Source organism: Alteraurantiacibacter buctensis, from assembly GCF_009827655.1.
Taxonomy (GTDB): domain Bacteria; phylum Pseudomonadota; class Alphaproteobacteria; order Sphingomonadales; family Sphingomonadaceae; genus Alteraurantiacibacter; species Alteraurantiacibacter buctensis.
Window position 1 is genome coordinate 47,046 of the sequence record NZ_WTYV01000003.1, and the last position, 22,179, is coordinate 69,224.

The 22,179-nt window shown below is 62.2% G+C and carries 18 protein-coding genes and 1 pseudogene; 18 read left to right on the plus strand and 1 reads right to left on the minus strand.

Annotated features, from left to right (window positions below):
• Window positions 1-2 precede the first annotated feature (2 nt).
• The 14 genes from GRI99_RS09090 to GRI99_RS09155 all read left to right on the plus strand — a co-directional run bounded on the left by GRI99_RS09090 (window position 3) and on the right by GRI99_RS09155 (window position 15,932).
• Entirely contained in the window at window positions 3-620 is a 618-nt protein-coding gene (locus GRI99_RS09090) for a class I SAM-dependent methyltransferase (protein WP_160771752.1), read from the plus strand.
• A gap of 14 nt (window positions 621-634) precedes the next feature.
• Complete coding sequence (locus GRI99_RS09095) at window positions 635-1,597, plus strand: C-terminal binding protein (RefSeq protein ID WP_202393021.1); 963 nt, start codon at window positions 635-637, stop codon at window positions 1,595-1,597.
• The gene (eno, locus tag GRI99_RS09100) at window positions 1,594-2,874 is read left to right on the plus strand and encodes a phosphopyruvate hydratase (protein WP_160771753.1); all 1,281 of its coding nucleotides are present in this window, start codon (window positions 1,594-1,596) and stop codon (window positions 2,872-2,874) included. The genes GRI99_RS09095 and eno overlap by 4 nt, the downstream gene beginning before the upstream one ends.
• Window positions 2,871-3,881: a phosphotransferase family protein gene (locus GRI99_RS09105; protein ID WP_160771754.1), complete on the plus strand. Its 1,011-nt coding sequence runs from the start codon at window positions 2,871-2,873 to the stop codon at window positions 3,879-3,881. The genes eno and GRI99_RS09105 overlap by 4 nt, the downstream gene beginning before the upstream one ends.
• A gap of 94 nt (window positions 3,882-3,975) precedes the next feature.
• A complete protein-coding gene (locus tag GRI99_RS09110) occupies window positions 3,976-5,100 on the plus strand; it encodes an FAD-dependent monooxygenase (RefSeq protein ID WP_160771755.1) in 1,125 nt (374 codons plus the stop codon).
• Complete coding sequence (locus GRI99_RS09115; protein ID WP_160771756.1) at window positions 5,100-6,167, plus strand: amidohydrolase family protein; 1,068 nt, start codon at window positions 5,100-5,102, stop codon at window positions 6,165-6,167. The genes GRI99_RS09110 and GRI99_RS09115 overlap by 1 nt, the downstream gene beginning before the upstream one ends.
• A gap of 137 nt (window positions 6,168-6,304) precedes the next feature.
• A complete protein-coding gene (locus GRI99_RS09120; RefSeq protein ID WP_160771757.1) occupies window positions 6,305-6,730 on the plus strand; it encodes a GlcG/HbpS family heme-binding protein in 426 nt (141 codons plus the stop codon).
• Window positions 6,727-7,803 (plus strand): Rieske 2Fe-2S domain-containing protein, encoded by a 1,077-nt coding sequence (locus GRI99_RS09125; protein WP_160771758.1) that lies wholly within the window; start codon window positions 6,727-6,729, stop codon window positions 7,801-7,803. The genes GRI99_RS09120 and GRI99_RS09125 overlap by 4 nt, the downstream gene beginning before the upstream one ends.
• The gene (locus tag GRI99_RS09130) at window positions 7,800-9,035 is read left to right on the plus strand and encodes an amidohydrolase family protein (protein ID WP_160771759.1); all 1,236 of its coding nucleotides are present in this window, start codon (window positions 7,800-7,802) and stop codon (window positions 9,033-9,035) included. Before GRI99_RS09125 ends, GRI99_RS09130 begins: the two co-directional genes overlap by 4 nt.
• 49 nt (window positions 9,036-9,084) lie before the next feature.
• Complete coding sequence (locus tag GRI99_RS09135; RefSeq protein ID WP_160771760.1) at window positions 9,085-10,269, plus strand: cytochrome P450; 1,185 nt, start codon at window positions 9,085-9,087, stop codon at window positions 10,267-10,269.
• A 313-nt stretch (window positions 10,270-10,582) separates the two neighbouring features.
• Complete coding sequence (locus tag GRI99_RS09140; RefSeq protein WP_160771761.1) at window positions 10,583-13,093, plus strand: TonB-dependent receptor; 2,511 nt, start codon at window positions 10,583-10,585, stop codon at window positions 13,091-13,093.
• Between the two features lie 168 nt (window positions 13,094-13,261).
• Window positions 13,262-14,374, plus strand: a complete 1,113-nt coding sequence (locus GRI99_RS09145; protein ID WP_160771762.1) for an S-(hydroxymethyl)glutathione dehydrogenase/class III alcohol dehydrogenase — start codon at window positions 13,262-13,264, stop codon at window positions 14,372-14,374.
• Entirely contained in the window at window positions 14,374-14,691 is a 318-nt protein-coding gene (locus GRI99_RS09150) for a 2Fe-2S iron-sulfur cluster-binding protein (RefSeq protein ID WP_160771763.1), read from the plus strand. Before GRI99_RS09145 ends, GRI99_RS09150 begins: the two co-directional genes overlap by 1 nt.
• A gap of 5 nt (window positions 14,692-14,696) precedes the next feature.
• A complete protein-coding gene (locus tag GRI99_RS09155; protein WP_160771764.1) occupies window positions 14,697-15,932 on the plus strand; it encodes an NAD(P)/FAD-dependent oxidoreductase in 1,236 nt (411 codons plus the stop codon).
• Here the strand turns inward: GRI99_RS09155 and GRI99_RS09160 are convergent.
• A pseudogene (locus tag GRI99_RS09160) lies at window positions 15,898-16,299 on the minus strand (transposase); the annotation flags it as partial. The gene GRI99_RS09155 and the pseudogene GRI99_RS09160 overlap by 35 nt on opposite strands.
• 635 nt (window positions 16,300-16,934) lie before the next feature.
• Between GRI99_RS09160 and GRI99_RS09165 the strand changes: the two are divergent.
• The 4 genes from GRI99_RS09165 to GRI99_RS09180 all read left to right on the plus strand — a co-directional run bounded on the left by GRI99_RS09165 (window position 16,935) and on the right by GRI99_RS09180 (window position 22,032).
• A complete protein-coding gene (locus tag GRI99_RS09165) occupies window positions 16,935-18,599 on the plus strand; it encodes a formate--tetrahydrofolate ligase (protein ID WP_160771765.1) in 1,665 nt (554 codons plus the stop codon).
• 27 nt (window positions 18,600-18,626) lie between these two features.
• Window positions 18,627-19,499, plus strand: coding sequence for a methylenetetrahydrofolate reductase (locus tag GRI99_RS09170; RefSeq protein WP_160771766.1), 873 nt, complete (start codon window positions 18,627-18,629; stop codon window positions 19,497-19,499).
• A gap of 267 nt (window positions 19,500-19,766) precedes the next feature.
• Window positions 19,767-20,747, plus strand: coding sequence for an MBL fold metallo-hydrolase (locus tag GRI99_RS09175; protein WP_160771767.1), 981 nt, complete (start codon window positions 19,767-19,769; stop codon window positions 20,745-20,747).
• The gene (locus tag GRI99_RS09180; protein WP_160771768.1) at window positions 20,737-22,032 is read left to right on the plus strand and encodes a fumarylacetoacetate hydrolase family protein; all 1,296 of its coding nucleotides are present in this window, start codon (window positions 20,737-20,739) and stop codon (window positions 22,030-22,032) included. Before GRI99_RS09175 ends, GRI99_RS09180 begins: the two co-directional genes overlap by 11 nt.
• The last annotated feature ends 147 nt before the right edge of the window (window positions 22,033-22,179 follow it).

Consider the following 22,179-nt stretch of genomic DNA (forward strand, 5'->3'; position numbering starts at 1 on the left):
GCGTGAAGCAGCAATTTCAACAAGTTCTCCAAACCTATCGCGAGCGGGCCGCCGCCGAGCGCACGTTGCTGGAAGCTGGCGGGCCGGCATTTTTCGCCCGCCGGGATGAGCTGTTGCTGGAGATTGGCGAGGAGGTTGCGCGTGTGCTGCAATCCCTAATCATCGCGCGGGGGGCGAAGCACCTGGTCGAGGTGGGCACGTCCTATGGCTTTTCCACCTTGTTTCTGGCCGCTGCCGCCTGCGAGGTCGGCGGGCATCTGGTCACATTCGAGCTCGATGCCGAAAAGCAGGCCCATGCGCGGGAACAGATAACCAAGGCAGGCCTGGGTGAGTATGTCACTTGGCAATGCGGCGATGCGGTGGAACTGCTCGCCGAAGTCGAGGAAGGGATCGACTTCGTCCTGATAGACCTGTGGAAGGATCTCTATGTGCCTTGTCTTGAGATCCTGCATCCCAAGCTGGCCCAGGGCGCCATCGTGGCAGCGGACAACATCCTGCGTCCTGAAAGCGCCCGAGCGGACGCAGAAGCCTATCGCGCGGCAGTCCGCGCAAAGCCTGACCTCCAAACGATCCTGCTGCCGATCGGCAGCGGGATCGAATTGTCTTGCGTGTGGCGTTGAGGGCTTAAAGCATCATGGCGACAGTTCTGCAGACCGATTTTGCTTGGCCAGACACCAGCATCGAGCGTGGCATCATCGAAGCTGCCAGCCACCGGCTGGTTTGCGGCCCATCGACGCCGCTATCGGCGAAGGAAATTGAAGGGTTGGTAGCCAGGCACGATCCCCAAGCCATCATGACTTGCTGGGCACAGGTAAGCCGGGCTGCCATCGAACTGCCTGGCGACTTGCGGATTATCCAGCGGCTTGGCGTTGGCCTCGACAATATTGTCGTGCCTGCCGCAACAGCGCGGGGCGCGTGGGTGGCCAACGTTCCTGACTATTGCGTGCATGAGGTCTCCGACCATGCCATTGCGCTGCTGCTGGACTGGGCGCGCGGAACCGTCCGTTTCGACAGGGACGTGAAGCACGGGAACTGGAATCCCGCAGCGGCTCAGCTGCGCCGGGTGTCTGATCTGACCGTGGGCATCATCGGCTATGGCCCCATCGGACGGTCCACAGCCGCGAAGGCATCCGCCTTTGGTTGCCAGGTCCTGATCAATCGTGCCAGCGGCGGGGCTGTCGATATCGGCATGTCGTGTGACCTGCCCACGCTCCTTGGGCAAAGCGATGTCGTCATCATCCATGCGCCTCTTACCCAATCCACGGCGCACCTGCTGAATCGCGAAACGATTCCGGCGATGAAGCCGGGAGCCTATCTGATAAATGTCAGCCGGGGACCGTTGGTCGAGAACAATGCGCTGATCGCGGCGCTGGAAAGTGGCCACCTTTCCGGCGCCGGTCTGGACGTGGTGGAAGGCGAGCCGTGCCCGCCGCGTGCCCTGATCGACCGTCCCGACGTGATCGTTACCCCCCACGTGGCGTTTTCGTCGGAGGCTTCGCTCGTCGAGCTGCGGCGACGTTCTGCCGAGGAAGTTGTTCGCGTCCTCGCCGGTGAACCCCCGCGACACCCCTGTAACCTGCCGGAGAAAACTGCGTGACCGCCACGTCCATTGCCAAAGTTCATGCGCGTCAGATCCTCGACAGTCGCGGCCGCCCAACGCTGGAAGCAGAATTGACCTTGGCGAATGGCATGACCGCGCGGGCGTCCGCACCGTCCGGTGCCTCGACAGGGAAGGCGGAGGCGATCGAGCTGCGCGATGGTGGCGAAGCATGGGGCGGGCGGGGGGTCACCCATGCGGTAGCCAACGTGCGCGGCGCAATCGCCCAGGCCGTGGCAGGCATGGATGTGCTGGATCAAGCGGGCATCGATAAACGGATGCGCGAGCTGGACGGCACGCAGAACTGGGCAAAGCTGGGTGGCAACGCCGTTCTGGGCGTCAGCCTGGCGGTGGCACGAGCGGCCGCCGCGGCCCAGCAGCAGCCGCTCTATGCTCGGTTTGCCGAACTGTCGGGGGCGAGTCCGACGATGCCGATGCCGATGGTTAACATCCTGTCTGGCGGACTGCACGCTGGTCGGGGCATGGACGTTCAGGACTTTCTGTTCGTGCCGATCAACGCCGGATCCTACAGCGAGGCGCTGGAATGGACATGCCGCGTGCGCGACAGCGCTGCCATCCTGTGCGAAAGGATGGGCCTACCCACCTTGCTGGCGGACGAGGGCGGGTTGTCGCCGGGGTTCGAGAAGCCCGAGCAGGCGCTTGAACTGATGGTGCGCGCTTTCGAATTGGCGGGCCTTTCGCCGGGTCACGATGGTGCCATCGCCATTGACGTGGCATCGTCCTCACTGGTTGACGGGGCCGGGCTGTACCAATTTGCCCGGCAAGGGATGGCCATGACATCGTCCGAGATGATCGAGATGCAGGCCCGGTGGATCGATGCGTTTCCGATCGTATCGATCGAGGATGGCCTGGGCGAAGACGATTGGGAAGCCTGGCCCGAATTGACCCGTAGGCTTGGCCGGACCCAGCTTTTGGGCGACGATCTGTTTGCAACTCAGCCGGCGCGAATCCAGCGCGGCATTGAAGCCGGCATTGCCAATGCGGCCCTGATCAAGGTCAATCAGAACGGCACGGTAACGGGGACGCTGGAATCTATCCGGATTGCCAGGGCAGCAGGTTACGCAACCGTGATCTCCGCCCGGTCGGGCGAAACCGAGGACGACTTCCTGGCCGATCTTGCTGTCGGAGTGGCCGGCGGCCAGATCAAGATCGGATCTACGCGGAACTCCGAGCGGCAGGCAAAATATAATCAGTTGCTGCGCATCGAGGAGGCGGGCCTGGCCTGGGCCGGGCGTTCGGGTCTCGCGCCGCTATGATCGAGCCTTCCTCGGAACTCGTCGACTTCCTCCACCGTACTGGACTTGCCGATCAAGAGGACCAGGGAATCTGGACACCGCTGGCCGGCGGCGTTTCTTCCGATATCTGGAAAGTCAGCACCCAATCAGGCGATTATTGCGTCAAGCGGGCTCTGGCGCAGTTAAAGGTGGCGGGTGACTGGAAAGCGCCGGTGGAACGCAACGCTACCGAGTGGGCCTTTCTCGAAGTCGGCTGCAGGATTGCTCCCGGTTCGATACCCAAACCGATCGCTCACGACCCGGTGGCCGGTCTTTTCGCGATGGAGTGGTTTCCGCCAGATCGCTTCGGCCTTTGGAAATCAAGATTATTGGCGGGCAGGGTGGACCCAGCCTTCGCAGCATCTGTCGGCGACCTGCTCGGGCGCATCCACGCCGCGACAGCGGACGACGGCGAGCTTGCGACCCGCTTTGCAACCGACACTTCATTCTACGCGCTGCGGCTGGAACCGTACTTTCTGGCAGCCGCCGAACGCAATCCACAGGTCGCCCCGCAGCTTCGCTTGCTTGCTGACAGGACCGCGAAGACGCGCCGGGTGCTGGTTCACGGCGATGTCAGCCCTAAGAACATCCTTGTCGGCCCCCGGCAGCCGGTCCTGCTTGATGCCGAAGTCGCGTGGTTCGGTGATCCGGCATTTGATCTGGCTTTCTGCCTCAACCACTTGGTGATCAAGCGCCGAATCCTGCCGGAGTGGGCAAGTTCTATTGATCAGGCATTGGATGATTTGACGGCAAGCTATCTTGGACTTGTCGATTGGGAGGATCCAGCAGCCGTCGCAGCGCGTGCCGCTCGCCTTCTTCCGGCCCTGGCGCTGGCCCGCATCGATGGCAAATCGCCCGTGGAGTACCTGTCGCGCGATCAGCAGGCCGATCTTCGGCGGTCTTGTGTCGATGCGATCCTCGCAGACGCCGATGACCTCAACCAAGCACGCTTGCTGCTGGTGGCGCAGACCAATCGCCACGCGCGATAGGTCCGATCAGGTAATTCGTTTTTGCGCTGCAAGGCCCCCTGTCTAGGACAACTGCAAAGAGGGGTCCTGCCAAGGGCGGTTTGAGAGGAATTGGATGACAAACGAGCGCCGAGTTTTGATCATCGGAGGCGGCATTGGCGGCATGGCCACCGCTATCGCGCTGCGAAAAGATGGTGCCGCTGTCGACATGGTCGAGCTGGACCCCGAGTGGAAGGTCTACGGAGCGGGTCTGACCATTACCGGCCCCACTTTGCGAGCGTTCCGCGATCTTGGCTTGCTCGACGATATCGCGGAGCACGGCTTCTTTTCCAAGGGCGGGCATTTATACCTGTTCAATGGAACGCTCCTTTCCGAAACCGTATCTCCTTCCATCGAGCAAGGACTGCCCTCTTCCGGCGGCATCATGCGGCCCAAGCTGCACGAGATCATGTCCGAGCGGATCCTTGGACTTGGAGTAAATGTCCGCCTGGGCGTGACCGCTACCGATTTCCAGCAGGACGACGATGGAGTCCGCGTCACGTTCACCGACGGATCAGCTCATCGGTATGACTTGGTCGTCGGAGCCGATGGCATCTATTCCAACATCCGGGCAAAGCTGTTCGAGAATGCGGTCCAGCCCGCCTATTGCGGGCAGATGAGTTGGCGAATTGTTGCCCCCCGTCCTCCGGAAATGGAAGTTTCCAGCTTCTTTTTCGGGCACGAGAATATCGCCGGAATCATCCCTTGTTCCCGCGACAACGTGTATGCCTTCATCTTGCAGCCACAGCCAAACCCCGCACGTGTTCCGGATGACCAGAAGGTCGCCATCGTGGGCGAGCTGTTGCGCGACTTTGGTGGTCCGATGGCTGCGATTCGCGCCAGTCTTGGGCCCGACTCCTCGATCGTGCAGCGACCGTTCGAGTTCGCCTTCCAGGAGCGTCCGTGGCGCACTGGCAGGATCATTCTCGTGGGCGATGCAGCCCATGCGACCACCCCGCATCTGGCGAGCGGGGCCGGGATCGCGGTGGAAGATGGCCTTGTGCTGGCTGAAGAGCTTCGCCGGGCCGACTGGAACGTCGGGGTGGCGCTCGATGCCTTCACCGACCGCCGGTATGAACGCTGCAAGTTCGTGGTCGAAACCAGCCTGGCAATTGCGCGGAGAGAGCTCGATGGTGCTCCGCCGCAAGAAATCGGCGTGATGATGGGGCAGGCCATGCATCGTCTGGCGGAGGCTATCTGATGACGGGAGTGGTTTCCACGTGCGGCCATGATCGCAAGCCCATTCCGGTAAGCCAGCGCGGGCGGCACCTGGTGGTCGATATCCATTGCCACCTCAGCGTGCCCGCTGCCGAAGGCTATATCCGTTCGCAAATCGACAACCCGCCCGATCCATTATCCTTCACCTCTGCGGCATCGAAGGCGGTCAACGGCAAGTTGTTTGCCACCATCGGCCCCAAGTTGAACGGCGTGGATGAGCGGATCAGGGACATGGACGCGCTGGGGGTGGACGTGCAGGCAATCAGCCCATCGCCCGGCCAATACTACTATTTCGCTCCGCCTGAAGTAGGGCGCGAGGCCGCGCAAATGGTTAATAACGGCATCGCCGATGCGGTCGCCCGCTATCCGGATCGGCTGGTTGGCATGGGATCGGTCCCGCTCCAGAATGTCGAGATGGCAATTGCCGAAATGCGGCGTTGCGTTGGTGAACTGGGATTGCGGGGGATCGAAATCAACTCGCATGTGAACGGCCGCGAACTCGCCGATCCTGACTTCCGCCCATTCTTTGCCGAAGCGGAAGAGCTTGGCGTACTCCTGTTCATGCACCCCCTTGGCTTTACGCACGGCCAGCGGCTGTCCCGGCATTATCTCGACAATATCCTGGGCAATCCCCTGGAATCCGCCATCGCTCTCAGCCACCTGATCTTCGGCGGCGTGCTCCACCAGCATCCGGGGTTGCGTCTGTGCGTGGCTCACGGTGGCGGTTTTCTGCCAGGGTACTGGGGGCGCATGGATCATGCTTTCCGCGCGCGCGAGGATTGCCGCGAGCATATTACGAGAGAACCGTCTTCCTACCTTCGGCAGGTCTGGCTCGACACGCTGGTGTTCGACCATGACCAATTGATATCCCTGGTGAGAACCCACGGCGCGGATCGGCTTTGCCTGGGCACCGACTATCCGTTCGACATGGCAGAGCCCGATCCAGTGGGCTTCCACGCCGGGTTGAGCGACGATGCGCTCCGCAAGATTGTCGGCGCCAATGCGGCAGAACTGCTGGGCCTGAGTGCTTGCCATCGCCACAACGGATGACGTCGCCGGATATAGGCTGGTTCGATAGCAGGGATTGAAACAACGATTTTTCGCCCCGTGCCTCGTGCGGGTAAGCAGATCATCCACGACCGGGTGCCCGCTTTGCATCCCGGACCACCAAGGGAGAGGGCCACCCGATGCTGACACTGGAACAAGCGCTGACGATAGCGCAGCGGACTCTTGCCGAAGGCGTGCAGCGCAACCTCGCACCCCTGTGCTGCGTTGTTCTCGATATCGGGGGCCACGTCATTGTCACCCTGCGCGACGAACGCGCATCCATCTTTCGTCCTGAAATTGCCACAGCGAAGGCTGCGGGATGCTTGGGCATGGGGTTCGGCGGGCGTGAACTGAAGCGCCGGGCTGAGGCAATGCCGGGCTTCTTCGCAGGGCTGCAGTCAGTCTTTCCCAAAGGGATACTGCCGGTGCCCGGCGGCGTGCTGGTCAAGGCGAACGGCAAGCTGGTGGGTGCGGTGGGCGTCAGTGGAGACACGTCCGACAACGACGAAATCTGCGCCCTGGCTGGCATTGCCGCCGCCGGACTTGATGCGGAGACCGGAGAATGAGCGGTCAGGCACAGGCGACCCCGGAGAATGTCTGGCCGCCGCCCCGGCCTGCTGGCGAACGCAACTATCCCATGAATTGCTGGTGGGTGGCCGCGTTGGCTGACGAAGTGACGCAGGACCTGCTCGGGCGCTGGCTGTGCGACACCCCGGTGCTCCTCTATCGGCGGGAAGACGGCACGGCCATCGCGATCGAGGACCGCTGCCCCCACCGTTCCGCACCGCTCAGCCTGGGCTGTCGCAAGGGCGATAACGTGGAATGCGGCTATCACGGTTTCACCTTCAGCCCGGATGGTTCGTGTGTCCGGGTGCCGTCGATGAAGACGCCGCCGCCCGCATTGCGTGTACGCGCCTTTCCGGTCATCGAGAGCTATCCGTTCATCTGGGTTTACCTGGGAGACCCGGCAAGGATCGATGATGTGCCCGCCCCCCATGTGCTGGATTGGGCGACCGATCCGGCTTTCGCTGAAGTCCATGGCAGAATTGACATTGCCGCCAACTATCTGTTGCTGAAAGAGAATGTGCTGGACCTTACCCACTTCGGATTTGTCCACGCAAAATCTTTCCAGATCACCGATTGGGTAGAGGCGCCGCGCTTGACCGGCGAGGGCGACATTTGCGGCTATCATCAGGCCTTTTCTGCCTCTCCGCTCCCCCCGCCTTTTGCAGTGCCCATGGGGCTTCCGGTGGGCACGCCGTATGATCGGTCGAACTATGGCTCGTTCGTGAGCCCGGCCTTGCAGATCGCCGCGGTCGATCTGATCGAGCCGGGCTCCAAACAGATTACCGGGCGTTTTCGGGTAAGCCACGCCACCACACCAATTGACCAGACCCACATGCATTACTTCTGGGTAGGCGGACGCGATTTTGCCACTTCCGATCAGGAGATGGACGAGTTCAAGGCGCTGACAGAACTGGGCTTTGCCGAAGACGAGGTCATGATCGAGGCGGTGCAACGCGTCCAGAGCCGCGACCCGCGCCCTACGCATTTGCTGGAAAAGAGCGTCAAGGCCGATGGCCCCGGTGTGCAGGCGCGGCGCATCGTTGCACGCTGGATGGAGCGGGAAACCTCGTGACAGATGTCTTATTCACCAATGTTGCGGTGTTCGACGGCAGCGGCAGCCCATTGTTTCCAGGAGAAGTGCTGATCCGGGGCAATCGGATCGCAGCTGTGGCGGTTGGCGATGAACGACTACCACACGAAGGCGCTGACGTTATCGACGGGGCGGGCAAGACCCTGATGCCGGGGCTGGTTGAGGCTCACGGGCACCTAACCTGGCCCAGTTCTGTCGAGCGGGTCGTCAACAGCATGAAGCCCCTCCCGATCGAGGAGCACATGCTGGTAACCGCGCATAATGCCCGGATCGTGCTCGATCACGGGTTCACCAGTGTCTATTCGGCGGGTGCGCTGGGCGAGAAGATAGAGCCTGCGCTGAGGGACAGCATTGATGCCGGTTACCTGCCGGGACCACGGTTGCGTGCGTCGGCGCTCGAGAAGGGTGCCGAGGGCGTGATGGGCGTACCGGCGGGGCACGATCCCACACATGATCGCGATATTCCTGGATTGCGTGACTATATCCGGCGCATGAAACACCAGGGCTGCGATACCATCAAGTTCCTCATGTCGTCGGACGAAGGTTTTGCGCCTGGCGGCGCGCAATTGCTGATGTATTCCGAGGAAGAGGCGCAGGCCATTGGCGAAGCTGCGCGTGAAAACGATATCTGGCTGGCCTGCCACGCGCAGGCATCGGAAGCCGTAAAGCGGGCCTTGCGGGCCGGATTCCGGATGATTTTCCACTGCACCTATGCCGACGAAGAAGCGCTGGATCTGTTCGAATCCCGCAAGCACGACACGTTCATGGCTCCGGCGCCGGGTCTGCTTTACGCCCGCTGCCACGAAGCCGAAGAATTTGGCATCGGCCGGGCCGAGGCAGAACACATGGGTGCGGTCTCAGGCCTCGAACTGATGCAAACGGTTGTTCCCGCCATGAAGAAGCGGGGGATTCGCGTCCTGCCGGGCGGTGATTATGGCTTCCCCTACAATCCGCACGGTCGCAACGCGCGTGACCTTGGTATTTTTGTGGACCTGTTTGGCTATTCTCCGATCGAGGCGCTGGTCGCGGCAACCCGGCATGGCGGCGAATTGATGGGGATGGATGTCGGCGAGATCCGCGCCGGCAAGCTTGCCGATCTGCTTCTTGTCGAGGGTGACCCTACCCGTGACGTGAGCATTCTCGAGAGCAAGAACAATCTGGTGGCCATCATGAAGGATGGACGATTCCATAAGCGAGCCGTCCTGCGTCACTGAGAGCTCGCAAAATCCCTTGCATAACCGGGCGATCATCTAGGAGGCTAACATGAGCGTGCCCTCATTGCAGATCAATCCGTTTGGCCCCGAGTTCCTGGCCGACCCTTACGCTCACCACGATCTGTTGCGGGACGCCGGACCAGTGGTCTGGCTGGAAAGTGTCCAAGCCTACGGCATGGCCAGGTTTGCTGAAGTGCAAGCCACTTTGCGCGATCATGAAACCTTCATCTCCAGCCGCGGCGTTGGCTTGGCTGATTTCGCCACAGAGGAGCCCTTCCGGCCACCGTCGCTGTTACTCGAAGCCGATCCACCAATCCATGATCGGACGCGCGGTTTGATGAACCGGATCGTTTCGTTGCGCGCCCTGAAGGAATTGCGACCGAAATGGGAAGCAGAGGCTGGCACTCTGATCGACCAACTGGTCGGCGCGCGCAGTTTCGACGCAGTCGGCGATCTGGCGGAAATCTTTCCGATGCGGGTGTTCCCCGATACCATTGGCCTGCGCGATGATGGCCGCGAGTTACTGCTCGACTATGCCTCAATCGTATTCAACGCTTTCGGGCCCCGCAATTCTGTTTTCCACGAGGGAAATCGCGGTAAGGAGCAAGCGATTGCGTGGGTTGCCGATGCCTGCAAGCGGGAAAACCTGAAGCCCGGGGGATGGGGCATGGCCGTTTTCGAGGCGGCCGATGCCGGCGAATGCACCGAAGCAGAAGCAGAGCGTCTGGTCCGTTCGTTTCTTTCTGCTGGCGTCGATACGACCGTGAACGGAATTGCCCATCTGGTGCTGGCTCTGGCGTCCCATCCTGCGCAGTTTGAACAACTGCGCTTGAAGCCCCGACTTGCTCCGAAAGCGTTCGAAGAGAGTTTGCGCTGGGATCCCACGGTGCAGACCTTTTTCCGCACTGCTGCCCGCGACGCCGAAGTTGCCGGCACCAGGATACCGGAAGGGGCAAAAGTCCTGCTGTTCCTCGCCGCCGCCAACCGCGATCCCCGACATTGGGACCGGCCCGAAGAATTCGACCTGGGGCGACAGACAAGTGGTCATGTTGGGTTCGGGTTCGGAATCCATCAATGCCTGGGGCAGATGGTAGCCCGGCTGGAAGGCGAGCTGATTGCTGCCGCCCTGGCCGCCAAGGTTGGGTCGATAGCCCTGAAGGGCGCGCCAGTGCGACGGATTAACAACACCCTTCACGCGATCGGAAGTCTTCCGGTCGAAGTCGAACCGGCTTGAATAGCGGGTTCCAGCCCGTCCGAACGATCCTGGGCGCAAGCAGGAGCATTTTCCTACATTCGGTGCAGGCTGAAGAGATTGTCCTAAGCTTTTAATTTCGTGCGCTAAAAGCTTTTCCCGCGCTTTCACCGGGCAGGTCCGAGCGACCGGTCAAAATCGCCATCTTCAACGCATCGCCACACCATTGCAGATCAATCTGACCTATCGGTGGCGGTTCTGGTCCCGATTGATTCAACGAATTTTGCAGACTGCGGACAAGTCCATAAGCGTTCAGCCCAGAACAAAAGCCCGTCTTGGGTGTGGGAGGATCAACATGAAAAAGCTGCTGCTGGTGGGAAGCATTCTGGGCGCCGGGCTGCTGCCCAATGCCGCGATGGCGCAAGCTGGACCGAATCCTGAAGAGGCTTCGCGCGGTTCAGGCACACAAGCACGCGTCGCTGACGATAATGTCATCATGGTGACTGCGCAACGGCGCGAGGAGAGCCTGCAGGATGCAGCCATCCCCATTGTTGCAGCGACAGGTGAACAGCTTTCGCGGGCTGGCGTGGCCGATGTGACGCAGTTGGGCAAGGTGGCCCCTTCGCTCAACATCGTGAACCAGGCCGGCAGTGCAACGTCCTTTTTTATTCGCGGCGTGGGCAACTTCAACAATAACAATCTTTCCGATCCGGCTGTCGCGTTCAACTTTGACGGGGTCTACGTGGGTCGCCCGTCCTCGACTGCGGCGTTCATGGATGTCCAGCGGGTCGAGGTGCTCAAGGGACCGCAGGGCACGCTCTATGGCCGCAACGCGACGGGCGGCGCGATCAACGTCATTCCCGTGCATCCCGAACTCGGGGAATTCGGCGGTTTTGTTCACGCTGGATACGGCAATCACGACAGCTATGAGCTTTCCGGAGCCATCAACGCGCCGCTGGGCGACAGTGTCGCCCTGCGTCTGTCAGGCATTATCAATGGTCACGATGGCTACTTTGCCGATGGCACCGGAGATGCCGAAAACCTCGCCTTGCGCGGGCAGATCTACGCCGAGATTTCCCCGGCGGTCGATGTTCGGGTGCTGGCCGAGTATTCCACGAGGGGTGGCAACGGTCCTGGCGGGAACCTGATCGGGGCGTACCAGCTGACCCCTAATGTGTTCCTGCCGCCCAACACCCCCACAACAATCCCCAACTGGACCTACACCGCGGCTCCCGCCAGCGTTGCCGAGCCATTCTCGGGCCTGTATACTCCGCAATCGCTGGCCTATTTGGGCCAGTTCCTGGCCGCGCCCCTGTTTTCCCGCGCGAATGCTCCGGCCTATCCGTCGATCGACGACGAAATCTGGGGCGTGAATGCCGAGTTCAATGTCGACTTGGGCGCTGCCCAATTCACGTTGATCCCTGCCTATCGTAAGCAGGAGCTGCACAACATTTACAGCCTGGGTATCTTCCAGGGTGCGCTGCAGGACGAGACGGCAGAGCAGGTCTCATTGGAAGCGCGTCTCGCCGGCTCCGTCGGCCTGCTCGATTATGTGACCGGCCTCTTCTATTATAACGAGAAGACCACCTTCCGTGCATCGTTCAACCAATGGTCCTTGCAGAACAATGGCAACGCGCGGAACGAAACCGAATCCATGGCGGCATTCGCCAGGCTAGTGGCAAATGTCACCGATCAGCTGCGCATCGTGGGCGGCATTCGCTATACTGATGACCAGAAGTCGATCGACGCGACGCAACCTTCGCTGGCTGCGATTTGCGTTGCCGCAACCCCGAATTGCTCGACCGTTCCCAGCATTCCCTTCCGTCCGACGATCGAAGAGTCCATCGCCGCGATCAACCCGGCTCTGTTCGTTTCGGGGCTGACGCCCCTGCAGGTGCCGCTGGGTGTTCCCGTGCCCTATTTTGCCGACCCATCACAGCCGGCAATCATGATCCGCGGAAACACGATCGTGAAGGACGAAAGCAGCTTCAGCCGAGTAACCTGGCGCGGCGCGCTGGAGTACGATCTGAGCGATGACAACCTGCTCTACGCAAGTTATGAATCGGGATATCGCTCGGGCGGATTCAACATCACCTTCGGGCGGGAAAACTACGGGCCCGAATATTTGGATGCCTACACGGTCGGGTCGAAGAACGTGTTTTTCGATGGACTGCTCCAGCTTAATATCGAAGGCTTCATTTGGAAATATCGCGACCAACAGGTCAGCCATATTGGCCTGGACCTGAGCGGTGCCAGCGCCTTCTTTACCGAGAACATCGGCCGGTCCACGTTGCAGGGCATTGATGTGGATTTTGCCCTGTCGCCGACTGAATCGACGACTATTTCCGGTTCGGTGCAATATCTCGATGCGTCGAATGATGCCTATGTCTATCAAGTCCCGGATACGAATACCCGGCCAGCACCGTTTAATTTCGTGACACCGCTTGTGGGCTGTCCGTACACCGGTTCGACGGTGCAAACGTCGCGGGGCCCTCTGGCGACCTATGCTGTCAATTGCTCGGGCACCCGCCCGATAAATGCCCCGGCATGGACAGCTCGGCTCGGTCTCGAGCAGGTTGTCGAGCTGGGCGAGCTTAGTCTGGTGGGCAATGTTGACGGGTTCTATCGCAGCACCCGTGAACTCACGATCAGCTACCTACCGACTTCGAGATCGGGCGAGGATCTGACCCTGGACGCATCGCTGACTCTGCGCCCCGCAGACGAAAACTGGTTCGTGACCGCCTATGTGAGGAACCTGACCAACGAGGACGTGCTCACCAACTACACGTCCGGCACGCCCAACGTCATATCGGTATCCTACGAAGCACCACGCACATTCGGGGTTCGCGCCGGTTTCGATTTCTGACGTGACTGTTGCTGCCCGGCGCCCTGGGGGCAGCGTGCAGCATTCCAGCCTCGATCAGGCTCACAGCGCAACACCTCGCGCTGTGAGCCCGTGAGGGCGAGATACCGAATTTGCCTGGCTAGTATGTCCAGTATTGCGTGGAGCAATTTGCAGTGAAGACCTCCCATCATGAAGACTAGGGCAGCCGTAGCGTTCGAGGCCAAGAAGCCGCTGGAGATCGTCGAGCTTGACCTGGAAGGCCCCAAGGCCGGCGAAGTGCTGGTGGAAATCATGGCCACCGGCGTGTGCCACACCGATGCCTATACGCTGGACGGGTTCGACTCAGAGGGGATCTTCCCCAGCGTGCTGGGCCACGAAGGGGCCGGGATCGTGCGCGAGGTTGGCGCGGGCGTGACTTCGGTCAAGCCCGGCGACCACGTGATCCCGCTCTACACCCCGGAATGCCGCCAGTGCAAAAGCTGCCTCAGCGGCAAGACCAACCTGTGCACCGCGATCCGCGCCACGCAGGGCAAGGGGCTGATGCCCGATGGCACCACGCGCTTTTCCTACAAGGGCCAGCCGATCTTCCACTACATGGGCTGCTCCACCTTCAGCAACTTCACCGTGCTGCCGGAAATCGCCGTGGCGAAGATCCGCGAGGACGCGCCGTTCCAGAGCGCCTGCTACATCGGCTGCGGCGTGACTACGGGCGTTGGCGCGGTGACCAACACCGCCAAGGTGCAGGTGGGCGACAACGTGGTCGTCTTCGGCCTGGGCGGCATTGGCCTCAACGTGATCCAGGGTGCGCGGCTGGCCGGAGCCAACAAGATCATCGGCGTCGACATCAACCCTGATCGCGAGGAATGGGGCCGCAAGTTCGGCATGACCCATTTCCTCAACAGCCGGGGCCTGAGCCGCGAGGACACCGTGGCCAAGATCGTCGAGATGACCGATGGCGGCGCGGACTACACCTTCGATGCCACCGGCAACACCGACGTGATGCGCACCGCCCTCGAAGCCTGCCACCGCGGCTGGGGCACCTCCATCATCATCGGCGTTGCCGAAGCGGGCAAGGAAATCGCTACCCGCCCGTTCCAGCTTGTGACGGGCCGCAACTGGCGCGGCACGGCCTTCGGCGGGGCCAAGGGCCGCACCGACGTGCCCAAGATCGTCGACATGTACATGACCGGCAAGATCGAGATCGATCCGATGATCACGCATGTGATGGGGCTGGAAGAGATCAACACCGCGTTTGACCTGATGCACCAGGGCAAGTCGATCCGCTCGGTCGTGGTGTTCTGATGGGCTCGGTCACCGTCATCACCCGTGCTGGCGACAGGCATCAGCTTAAGCTGCGGCCGGGCGTCAGCGTGATGGAAACCATTCGCGATGCCGGCATCGACGAATTGCTGGCGCTGTGCGGCGGATGCTGTTCGTGCGCGACCTGCCATGTCTATGTCGATCCCGCTTTCGCAGGTCGCATTGCGCCGCTCAGCGAGGATGAAAACGACCTGCTCGATAGCTCGGATCATCGGACCGAGGCTTCCCGTCTGTCATGCCAGCTGGCGCTGTCCGAGGACCTGGACGGCCTGACGGTTCGCATCGCGCCGGAGGACTGACGGCCATGCAATCGGTCGATATCGTTATAGTCGGGACCGGCCACGGCGGCGCACAGGCTGCCATCGCCCTGCGCCAGCAAGGATTCGCCGGCTCGATCCTGATGCTGGGGCGCGACGGCGATCTGCCATACGAGCGTCCCCCGCTGTCGAAGGACTACCTGGCCAGGGACAAGCCGTTCGAACGTATCATGATCCGCCCGGCGTCCTTCTGGCAGGAACGCGAAGTGCAGATGCGCGGCGGGTGTGCGGTCGTGAAGGTCGATCCTTCAGCACACCAGGTCGAACTCGCGAGCGGAGAGCGGATCGAATACGGCAAATTAATTTGGGCAACCGGCGGTGATCCTCGCCGCCTGTTGTGTCCCGGCTCAAACCTAGCGGGCATCCACTGCATCCGCGACAAGGCCGATGTCGATAGCCTGATGGCCGAACTCGACGGCGGCGCGAAGCGGATCGTTGTGGTTGGCGGCGGTTACATCGGCCTGGAAGCAGCGGCGGTGCTGACCAAGCTTGGCTGTCAGGTCACCCTGCTCGAAGCGTTGCCCCGTGTGCTTGCCCGCGTTGCGGGTGAGGAGCTGTCCGCCTTTTACGAAGCCGAGCACCGCGCGCACGGAGTTGACCTGCGTACCGGGGCGCAGGTCGTTGCCCTGTCGGGCAGCAATGGCCGTGTCGCTGCGGTTGAGCTTAGTGATGGGACGGTCATGGCATGTGACGCCGTGATCGTAGGCATCGGCATCGTGCCCGCAGTGGATCCGCTAATCGAAGCCGGGGCCGTACACGGTAACGGCGTGACTGTGGATGCATACTGCCGCACCAGCCTTACAGATGTCTACGCCATTGGTGACTGCGCAGCCTATGCGAACGGCTGGGCCGACGACGCCACCCTTCGTGTCGAAAGCGTCCAGAACGCGCACGACATGGCCTCTACTGTCGCGAGGCATGTTATGGGCGAGGATGCGTCCTATGTCGCGCTACCCTGGTTCTGGTCCAACCAGTATGACCTCAAGCTGCAAACGGTCGGACTGAACACCGGTTACGACGCTACCATCCTGCGGGGAAATCCGGCGGAGCGCAGCTTCTCGGTCATCTACCTGCGCCACGGCAAAGTCGTCGCGCTCGACTGCGTCAACCGGGCCAAGGATTATGTCCAGGGCCGCAAGCTGGTTGAAGGAAGGGCTAAGGTCGGAGGCGACAAACTCGCTGATCCATCTACGTCACTGAAAGATATTGCCTCAAGCCATTGAGTCGTGCTGCGCGCACGCCAGGCGCCAGCCAATCTGACCAGTGCATCGTCATTGTAAGCCTTGCAATGCGTCGGGCGAAGAGCTGAAGCGAGGCGATGGGCAGCCATGCGGTTGCCGGGCCCCATCTGCCGATCCTGCGCAGAGCTTGCTGGAGCCTGTCGCCAGCATAACCACCATCGGCAAAGGCATCTCGGAGCCACGGGAAGCGCGTGATGCTCGCGGCCAGCACCAGGGGTTGCCCGGTTTCGGTCCTGAATTTTTTGGCAGTGTGGATTACGGCGTGGACCAGGTTGCAGTTGGTGTGAGTCAAGACGTAGCGCTTGTGGCCCTTGATCTTCTTGCCTGCATTATAGCCACGAGGACCGCCGCATCAGCCGGAATCGAGCCATAAGCCAGTGCAATAGATCGCATTCAAAGATGCAGTTTCTGCCTTGGATTGGGGACAGGTAATCAGCGTTTTACATGATCTTCTGCCAGAGTTCTTATGACGTATGGAGCGACGGAGAAATGCAATCCAAGAGCTTGCATGATAAAATTTGATAAGCTCGGCAATCCTACAGGTTGGCAGAGGGACGTGTCGGATGGGGCCTATACCTATGCTGTCCGGACCGAGCTCACCAACTGACGGGACGAACAGCGATTCTCGTGCGAGGATGCCGGACCTCTCGATCAGTCGCTCCCTCGTGATGAACTTCCGGGCAAACACTATCCGCGTGCAAGCGCGCGGGCACCGGCACCGCCACGCCTTTTTCCTCTCCTAAGGAGCGGGGCGGTGCCGGAATTTCACGGCGGGTCCCGTCTGGATCAGCTTGGGGATGACAGTTGTCCGTAACAGCAATCAAGATGCGGTCCGATGAGAAATGCCAAATTGCGTTCGCCTCCGGTCAAAGAATTAGAGCGCATCTGGGGCGCGGGTATCGATGCGCCTTTCAGCAATTCTTCCTAGGTCGCGTTATCATTATCGACGCGCGTTATTCACTCTAGATTTCAGGTACACACCAGATGCCCACCGATATCGAAATTGCCCGCGCAGCGACGCTGATCCCGATTACCGAAGTGGCGAAGAACGCCGGCGTGCCGGACGACGCGCTGATCCCTTATGGCAAGTACAAGGCCAAGGTGGATACCGCCCTGCTGCCTACCACCAGCAACGGCAAGCTGATCCTGGTCACCGCCGTCAACCCCACCCCGGCGGGCGAAGGCAAGACCACCACTTCGGTTGGCCTGTCCGACGCGCTGCACCTCATCGGCAAGAAGACCCTGCTGTGCCTGCGCGAACCCAGCCTCGGCCCGTGCTTCGGCGTCAAGGGCGGCGGCGCTGGCGGCGGCAAGAGCCAGGTCATGCCGATGGACGAGATCAACCTGCACTTCACGGGTGACTTCCACGCCATCACCAGCGCGCACAACCTGCTGAGCGCCATGGTCGACAATCACATCTACTGGGGCAACAGCCTGGAGATCGACCTGCGCCGCGTGACCTGGCGCCGGGTGCTGGACATGAACGACCGCGCCCTGCGCTCGATCGTCGGCCCGCTGGGCGGCGTGTCCAACGGCTACCCGCGCGAGACCGGCTTCGACATCACCGTGGCTTCGGAAATCATGGCCATCCTGTGCCTGGCTTCGGACCTCAATGACCTGCAGAAGCGCCTGGGCGACATCATCATCGGCTATCGCCGCGACAAGACCCCGGTGTTCTGCCGCGACGTGAAGGCCGACAGCAGCATGACCGTGCTGCTGAAGGACGCGATCCTGCCCAACCTGGTGCAGACGCTGGAGAACCGCCCGGCCTTCCTGCACGGCGGCCCCTTCGCCAACATCGCCCACGGCTGCAACAGCGTGATCGCAACCAAGACCGCGCTGCGCATGGCCGACTACGTGGTGACCGAGGCCGGCTTTGGCGCCGACCTGGGTGCCGAGAAGTTCATGGACATCAAGTGCCGCCTGGCGGGCCTGAAGCCCGATGCCGTGGTGCTGGTGGCCACCGTGCGCGCGCTGAAGATGAACGGCGGCGTGGCCAAGGCTGACCTGACCAAGGGCGAGAACGTGGATGCGGTCCGCGCCGGTTCGGTCAACCTGCGCCGCCACATCGAGAACGTGAAGAAGTTCGGCATCACCCCGACCATCGCCATCAACCACTTCTACCTGGACACCCAGGCCGAGCTGGACGTGATCGTGGAGATGGCCAAGGAGTTCGGTGCCGAGGCCGTGATCTGCACCCACTGGGCCGAAGGTGGCGCCGGGGCCGAGGAACTGGCCCGCATCGTTGCTGCCAAGGCCGATGCCGGCGCGCCGGACTTCAACCAGCTCTATCCGTCGGACATGAAGCTGGCCGACAAGATCACCACCATCGCGACCGAAATCTATCGCGCAGGGTCAGTGACCATTCCGGCCTCGGTCCGCAGCCAGCTGAAGCAGTGGGAAGACATGGGCTATGGCCACTTCCCGGTCTGCATGGCCAAGACCCAGTATTCGTTCAGCACCGACCCCACCGCGCTGGGCGCGCCGGAAAACCACGACGTGGCGATCCGCGAAGTGCGCCTGAGCGCGGGTGCGGGCTTCGTCGTCGCCATCGCGGGCGAGATCATGACCATGCCGGGCCTGCCCAAGGTTCCCTCGGCCGAGGCCATCTACCTCGACGAGAACGGCCAGATCGAAGGCCTGTTCTAAGGCATTTCATTGAGGAGAAGTTTCGGAATGTCTTACGAGAAGATCCACCCGCGTTGGGAGCTTCCCCGCCTCAACATGGTGGACGGTTATTCGCTGGAGATGACCGCCAAGGAAATCGAAGGCCTGCGCGAGGCGGCCCACCTGATTCGCCCCGCTACCCAGGTGGCCGTCACCTTCCTGCCCGGCGAGACGCTGGAACAGCGCATCGAGGCCGCCGTGCTGGTGCGCGAACTGGGCTTCGAACCCATCGTCCACCTCTCGGCCCGCCGCATCGAGTCGCAGGAGCAGCTTGACTGGTACCTGGGCGAGATCACCAGCAAGGCGCAGGTGAAGCGCGTCTTCATCATCGCCGGCGATCCGCCCGAGCCGGAAGGCCCCTATTCCGACTCGCTGCAGATCATCGAGACCGGCCTCCTGGAAAAGCACGGCATCGAGATCGTCGGCGTCGGCGGCCACCCGGAAGGCCACCCCAACAACACGCCTGCCGAGCTGTGGGTGTGGATGGAAAAGAAGCTGGCCGCGATCCGCGCCCACGGCATGGTGCCGCTGGTCCTCACCCAGTTCGCCTTCGACGATGACGCCATCGTCAACTGGCTGGCCGAGATGCGCCAGCGCGGCATCGATGTGCCGGTGCGCCTGGGCGTCCCCGGCCCGGCCGGTATCAAGCGCCTGCTGGGCTTTGCCAAGCGCTGCGGCGTGGGTGCGTCGGCCAGCGTCATGAAGAAGTATGGCATCAGCCTCACCAACCTGATCGGCAGCGCCGGCCCGGACAAGCTGGTCAACAGCCTGGACAAGAAGTTGGGTGCCGAACACGGCCGCGTGCGCCTGCACCTCTACCCGTTCGGCGCGCTGACCGCCTCGGCCGAGTGGATCAACGAATATCACGCGAAGCATTCCTGACATGGCCCAGCTGATTGACGGCAAGGCGGTCGACCAAGTGACCAAGGCGCAGGTAAAGCAGGTTGCACACAGAGCGGTGCTTCGCGTCTCACGCCCACGCCGGCCGTAACTGGACGCCCCGTGCGGCGCGCCTCTCCCGCCGCTTGCGGCAATCGCTCCCTGCTTGTGGAGCCGGGCGCACAGAACAGACCGCCACCGCACAATCACGTTGGTGCTAAACGATTTTTTTTTTGGGGAAATGGCTTCCCCGGCGAGAGGAGAGGATCATTGGGTAACTGGCCGTTCCGGCAAGGGGTGCACGATATCGGCAACGGCCTGTATGGCTATGTTCAGCCTGATGGCACGTGGGGCTGGTCCAATGCGGGCCTTGTCACCAGCCGCGGGCAGACGCTGCTGATCGACACGCTGATGAGCGTCCCGCTGACCCGCGCCATGCTGGCCGACTTTGCGCGTGTAGACGGCGGTGACGACGTGGACCTGCTCGTCAACACCCATGCCAACCCGGACCATTTCTTCGGCAACGGCGTGGTCGAAGGGGCCGAAATCATCGGCACCGCCGCCATGCGTGAGGAAATGAGCCACTTCGATCCGCGCGCACTGGCAGGCCTGTCGACCAACTGGGACAAGATGGGCGACGCGGGCGAATTCCTGATGGAAACGATGGGCCGTCAGTTTGATTTCAGCGGCGTGGACGAATTGACCCTGCCGACCCGCACCTTTGACGACAAACTCACCCTGACATTGGGGGACAAGCAGGTCGAGCTGGTCGACCTCGGCCCGGCGCATACCCTGTCGGATACCATCGCCTGGGTCCCGCAAGACAAGGTGGTGTTCACCGGGGACCTGTTGTTCAACGAAGGCCACCCGATCCTGTGGGCCGGGCCGATGAGCCGCTGGGTGGCCGCTTGCGAATATATCGAAAGCCTCGCCCCCGAAGTGGTCGTCCCCGGCCATGGCCCGATCTGCGGGGTGGAGGCGGTGCGAAACCTGCGCGGCTACGTCGAGCATCTGATGGCCGAGGCGCGCGGACGGTTCGACGCCGGGATGCCCTGGCGCGAGGCTGCACGCGACATCCCGCTGAAGGAATACGCACACTGGACCGATGCCGAACGTGTCGTGGCCAATGTCTATTCGCTCTACAAGGAATGGGATCCGAAGATGGCACCGGCCACCCCGCCAGAATTGTTCGCCGAAATGCTGCGTTACCGCCACGCCTGCGGTCATGAAGGGTGTCACCATGCCCATTGAAATCAACGCCACCCACGATCCCGCGCGCCGCAGCTTCGTGGCCAGCGCCAATGCGTCCGATACCGATTTCCCGATCCAGAACCTGCCGTTTGGTGTGTTCGATGACGGAAAAGGCGCGCGCGGCGGGGTGGCGCTGGGCGATGCGATCATCGACCTTGCGGCCGTGCTGGACGCGGGCCTCCTGGACGGCGCGGCGGCAGGGGTTGCCGCCGTGGCCAGCCGCCCCTCGCTGGCAGATCTGTTCATGGCCCCGGCTGGCCAGGTTTCGCAGCTGCGGGCCGCCTTGTCAGACCTCTATCGCGAGGAGTCTGGCAGGCAGGACCGGGCCGGGGCGGCGCTGCTTCCTGCCGCCTCTGCCACCATGCTGATGCCGGCAAAGCCCCCCGCCTTCACCGACTTTTGCACCAGCGCGGACCATATCCTGCGCATGGCAAGGAACGGCGGCCGCCCGCCGCAACCGGCTTGGGCCACGCTGCCTGTGGCCTACAACGGGCGCGCCAGCTCGGTCGCGGTCAGCGGCGCGCCGGTGATCCGGCCCATGGGGCAAGTGGTGCCGCGCGGGGAAAGCACCGCCGTGCTCGCGCCAGAACCGATGCTGGATTTCGAGGTGGAGTTTGGCGCGTGGCTGCGCGGGCCGGCTAACCCGCTGGGCGAAACGGTGCCGCTGGACCAAGCTGAAGACACGCTGTTCGGCTGCTGCCTGGTCAACGATTGGTCGGCCCGCGGCATCCAGTTCTACGAGATGATCCTGGGGCCGCACCTGGGCAAGAGCTTCCTCACCACCATCAGCCCGTGGGTGGTGACGATGGAGGCGCTGGCTCCGTTCCGCGTTCCTGCGCGCGGCCGCACGGGGGATGAGCCTGCGCTGCTGCCTTATCTTGACCATCCGGGAGACCGGCAGGCGGGTGGCCTCAACGTGGAGCTGACCGCGCACCTGGATACCGGCAACGGCCCGGCGCAGATAGTGCGCACTAACGTGGCTGAACTGTTCTGGACGCTGGCGCAGATGGTCACCCACCAGGCGAGCGGCGGCGCGCCATTGGAAAACGCTGACCTGATCGCGACCGGCACCGTGTCCGGCGCGGCGGACGAGGCGCGTGCGTGTCTCGTCGAGCTGACCGGACTGGGCAAGAACCCCATAACCCTGCCCGATGGTGCCACGCGCGTGATGCTGGAAGACGGCGATACCCTGTCCATCAAGGGTCGCGCGCTGGCCGATAGCTTCGTCTCCATCGGCTTTGGCGAATGCACCGGTACGATCATTCCAGCAAGGACCCACGTATGACCAGCGAAGTGTTCTTCTGCACCCACCCGCAGAGCATTCCGGTCGCGGGACGGGGCACGGCTTGGGATGGAAATTGATTGCCACCTCAGCATCTCCGCCGCCGACGCTCTGTTAGAGGCCCGCTTCTCAGACCCGATGTCCGGCATC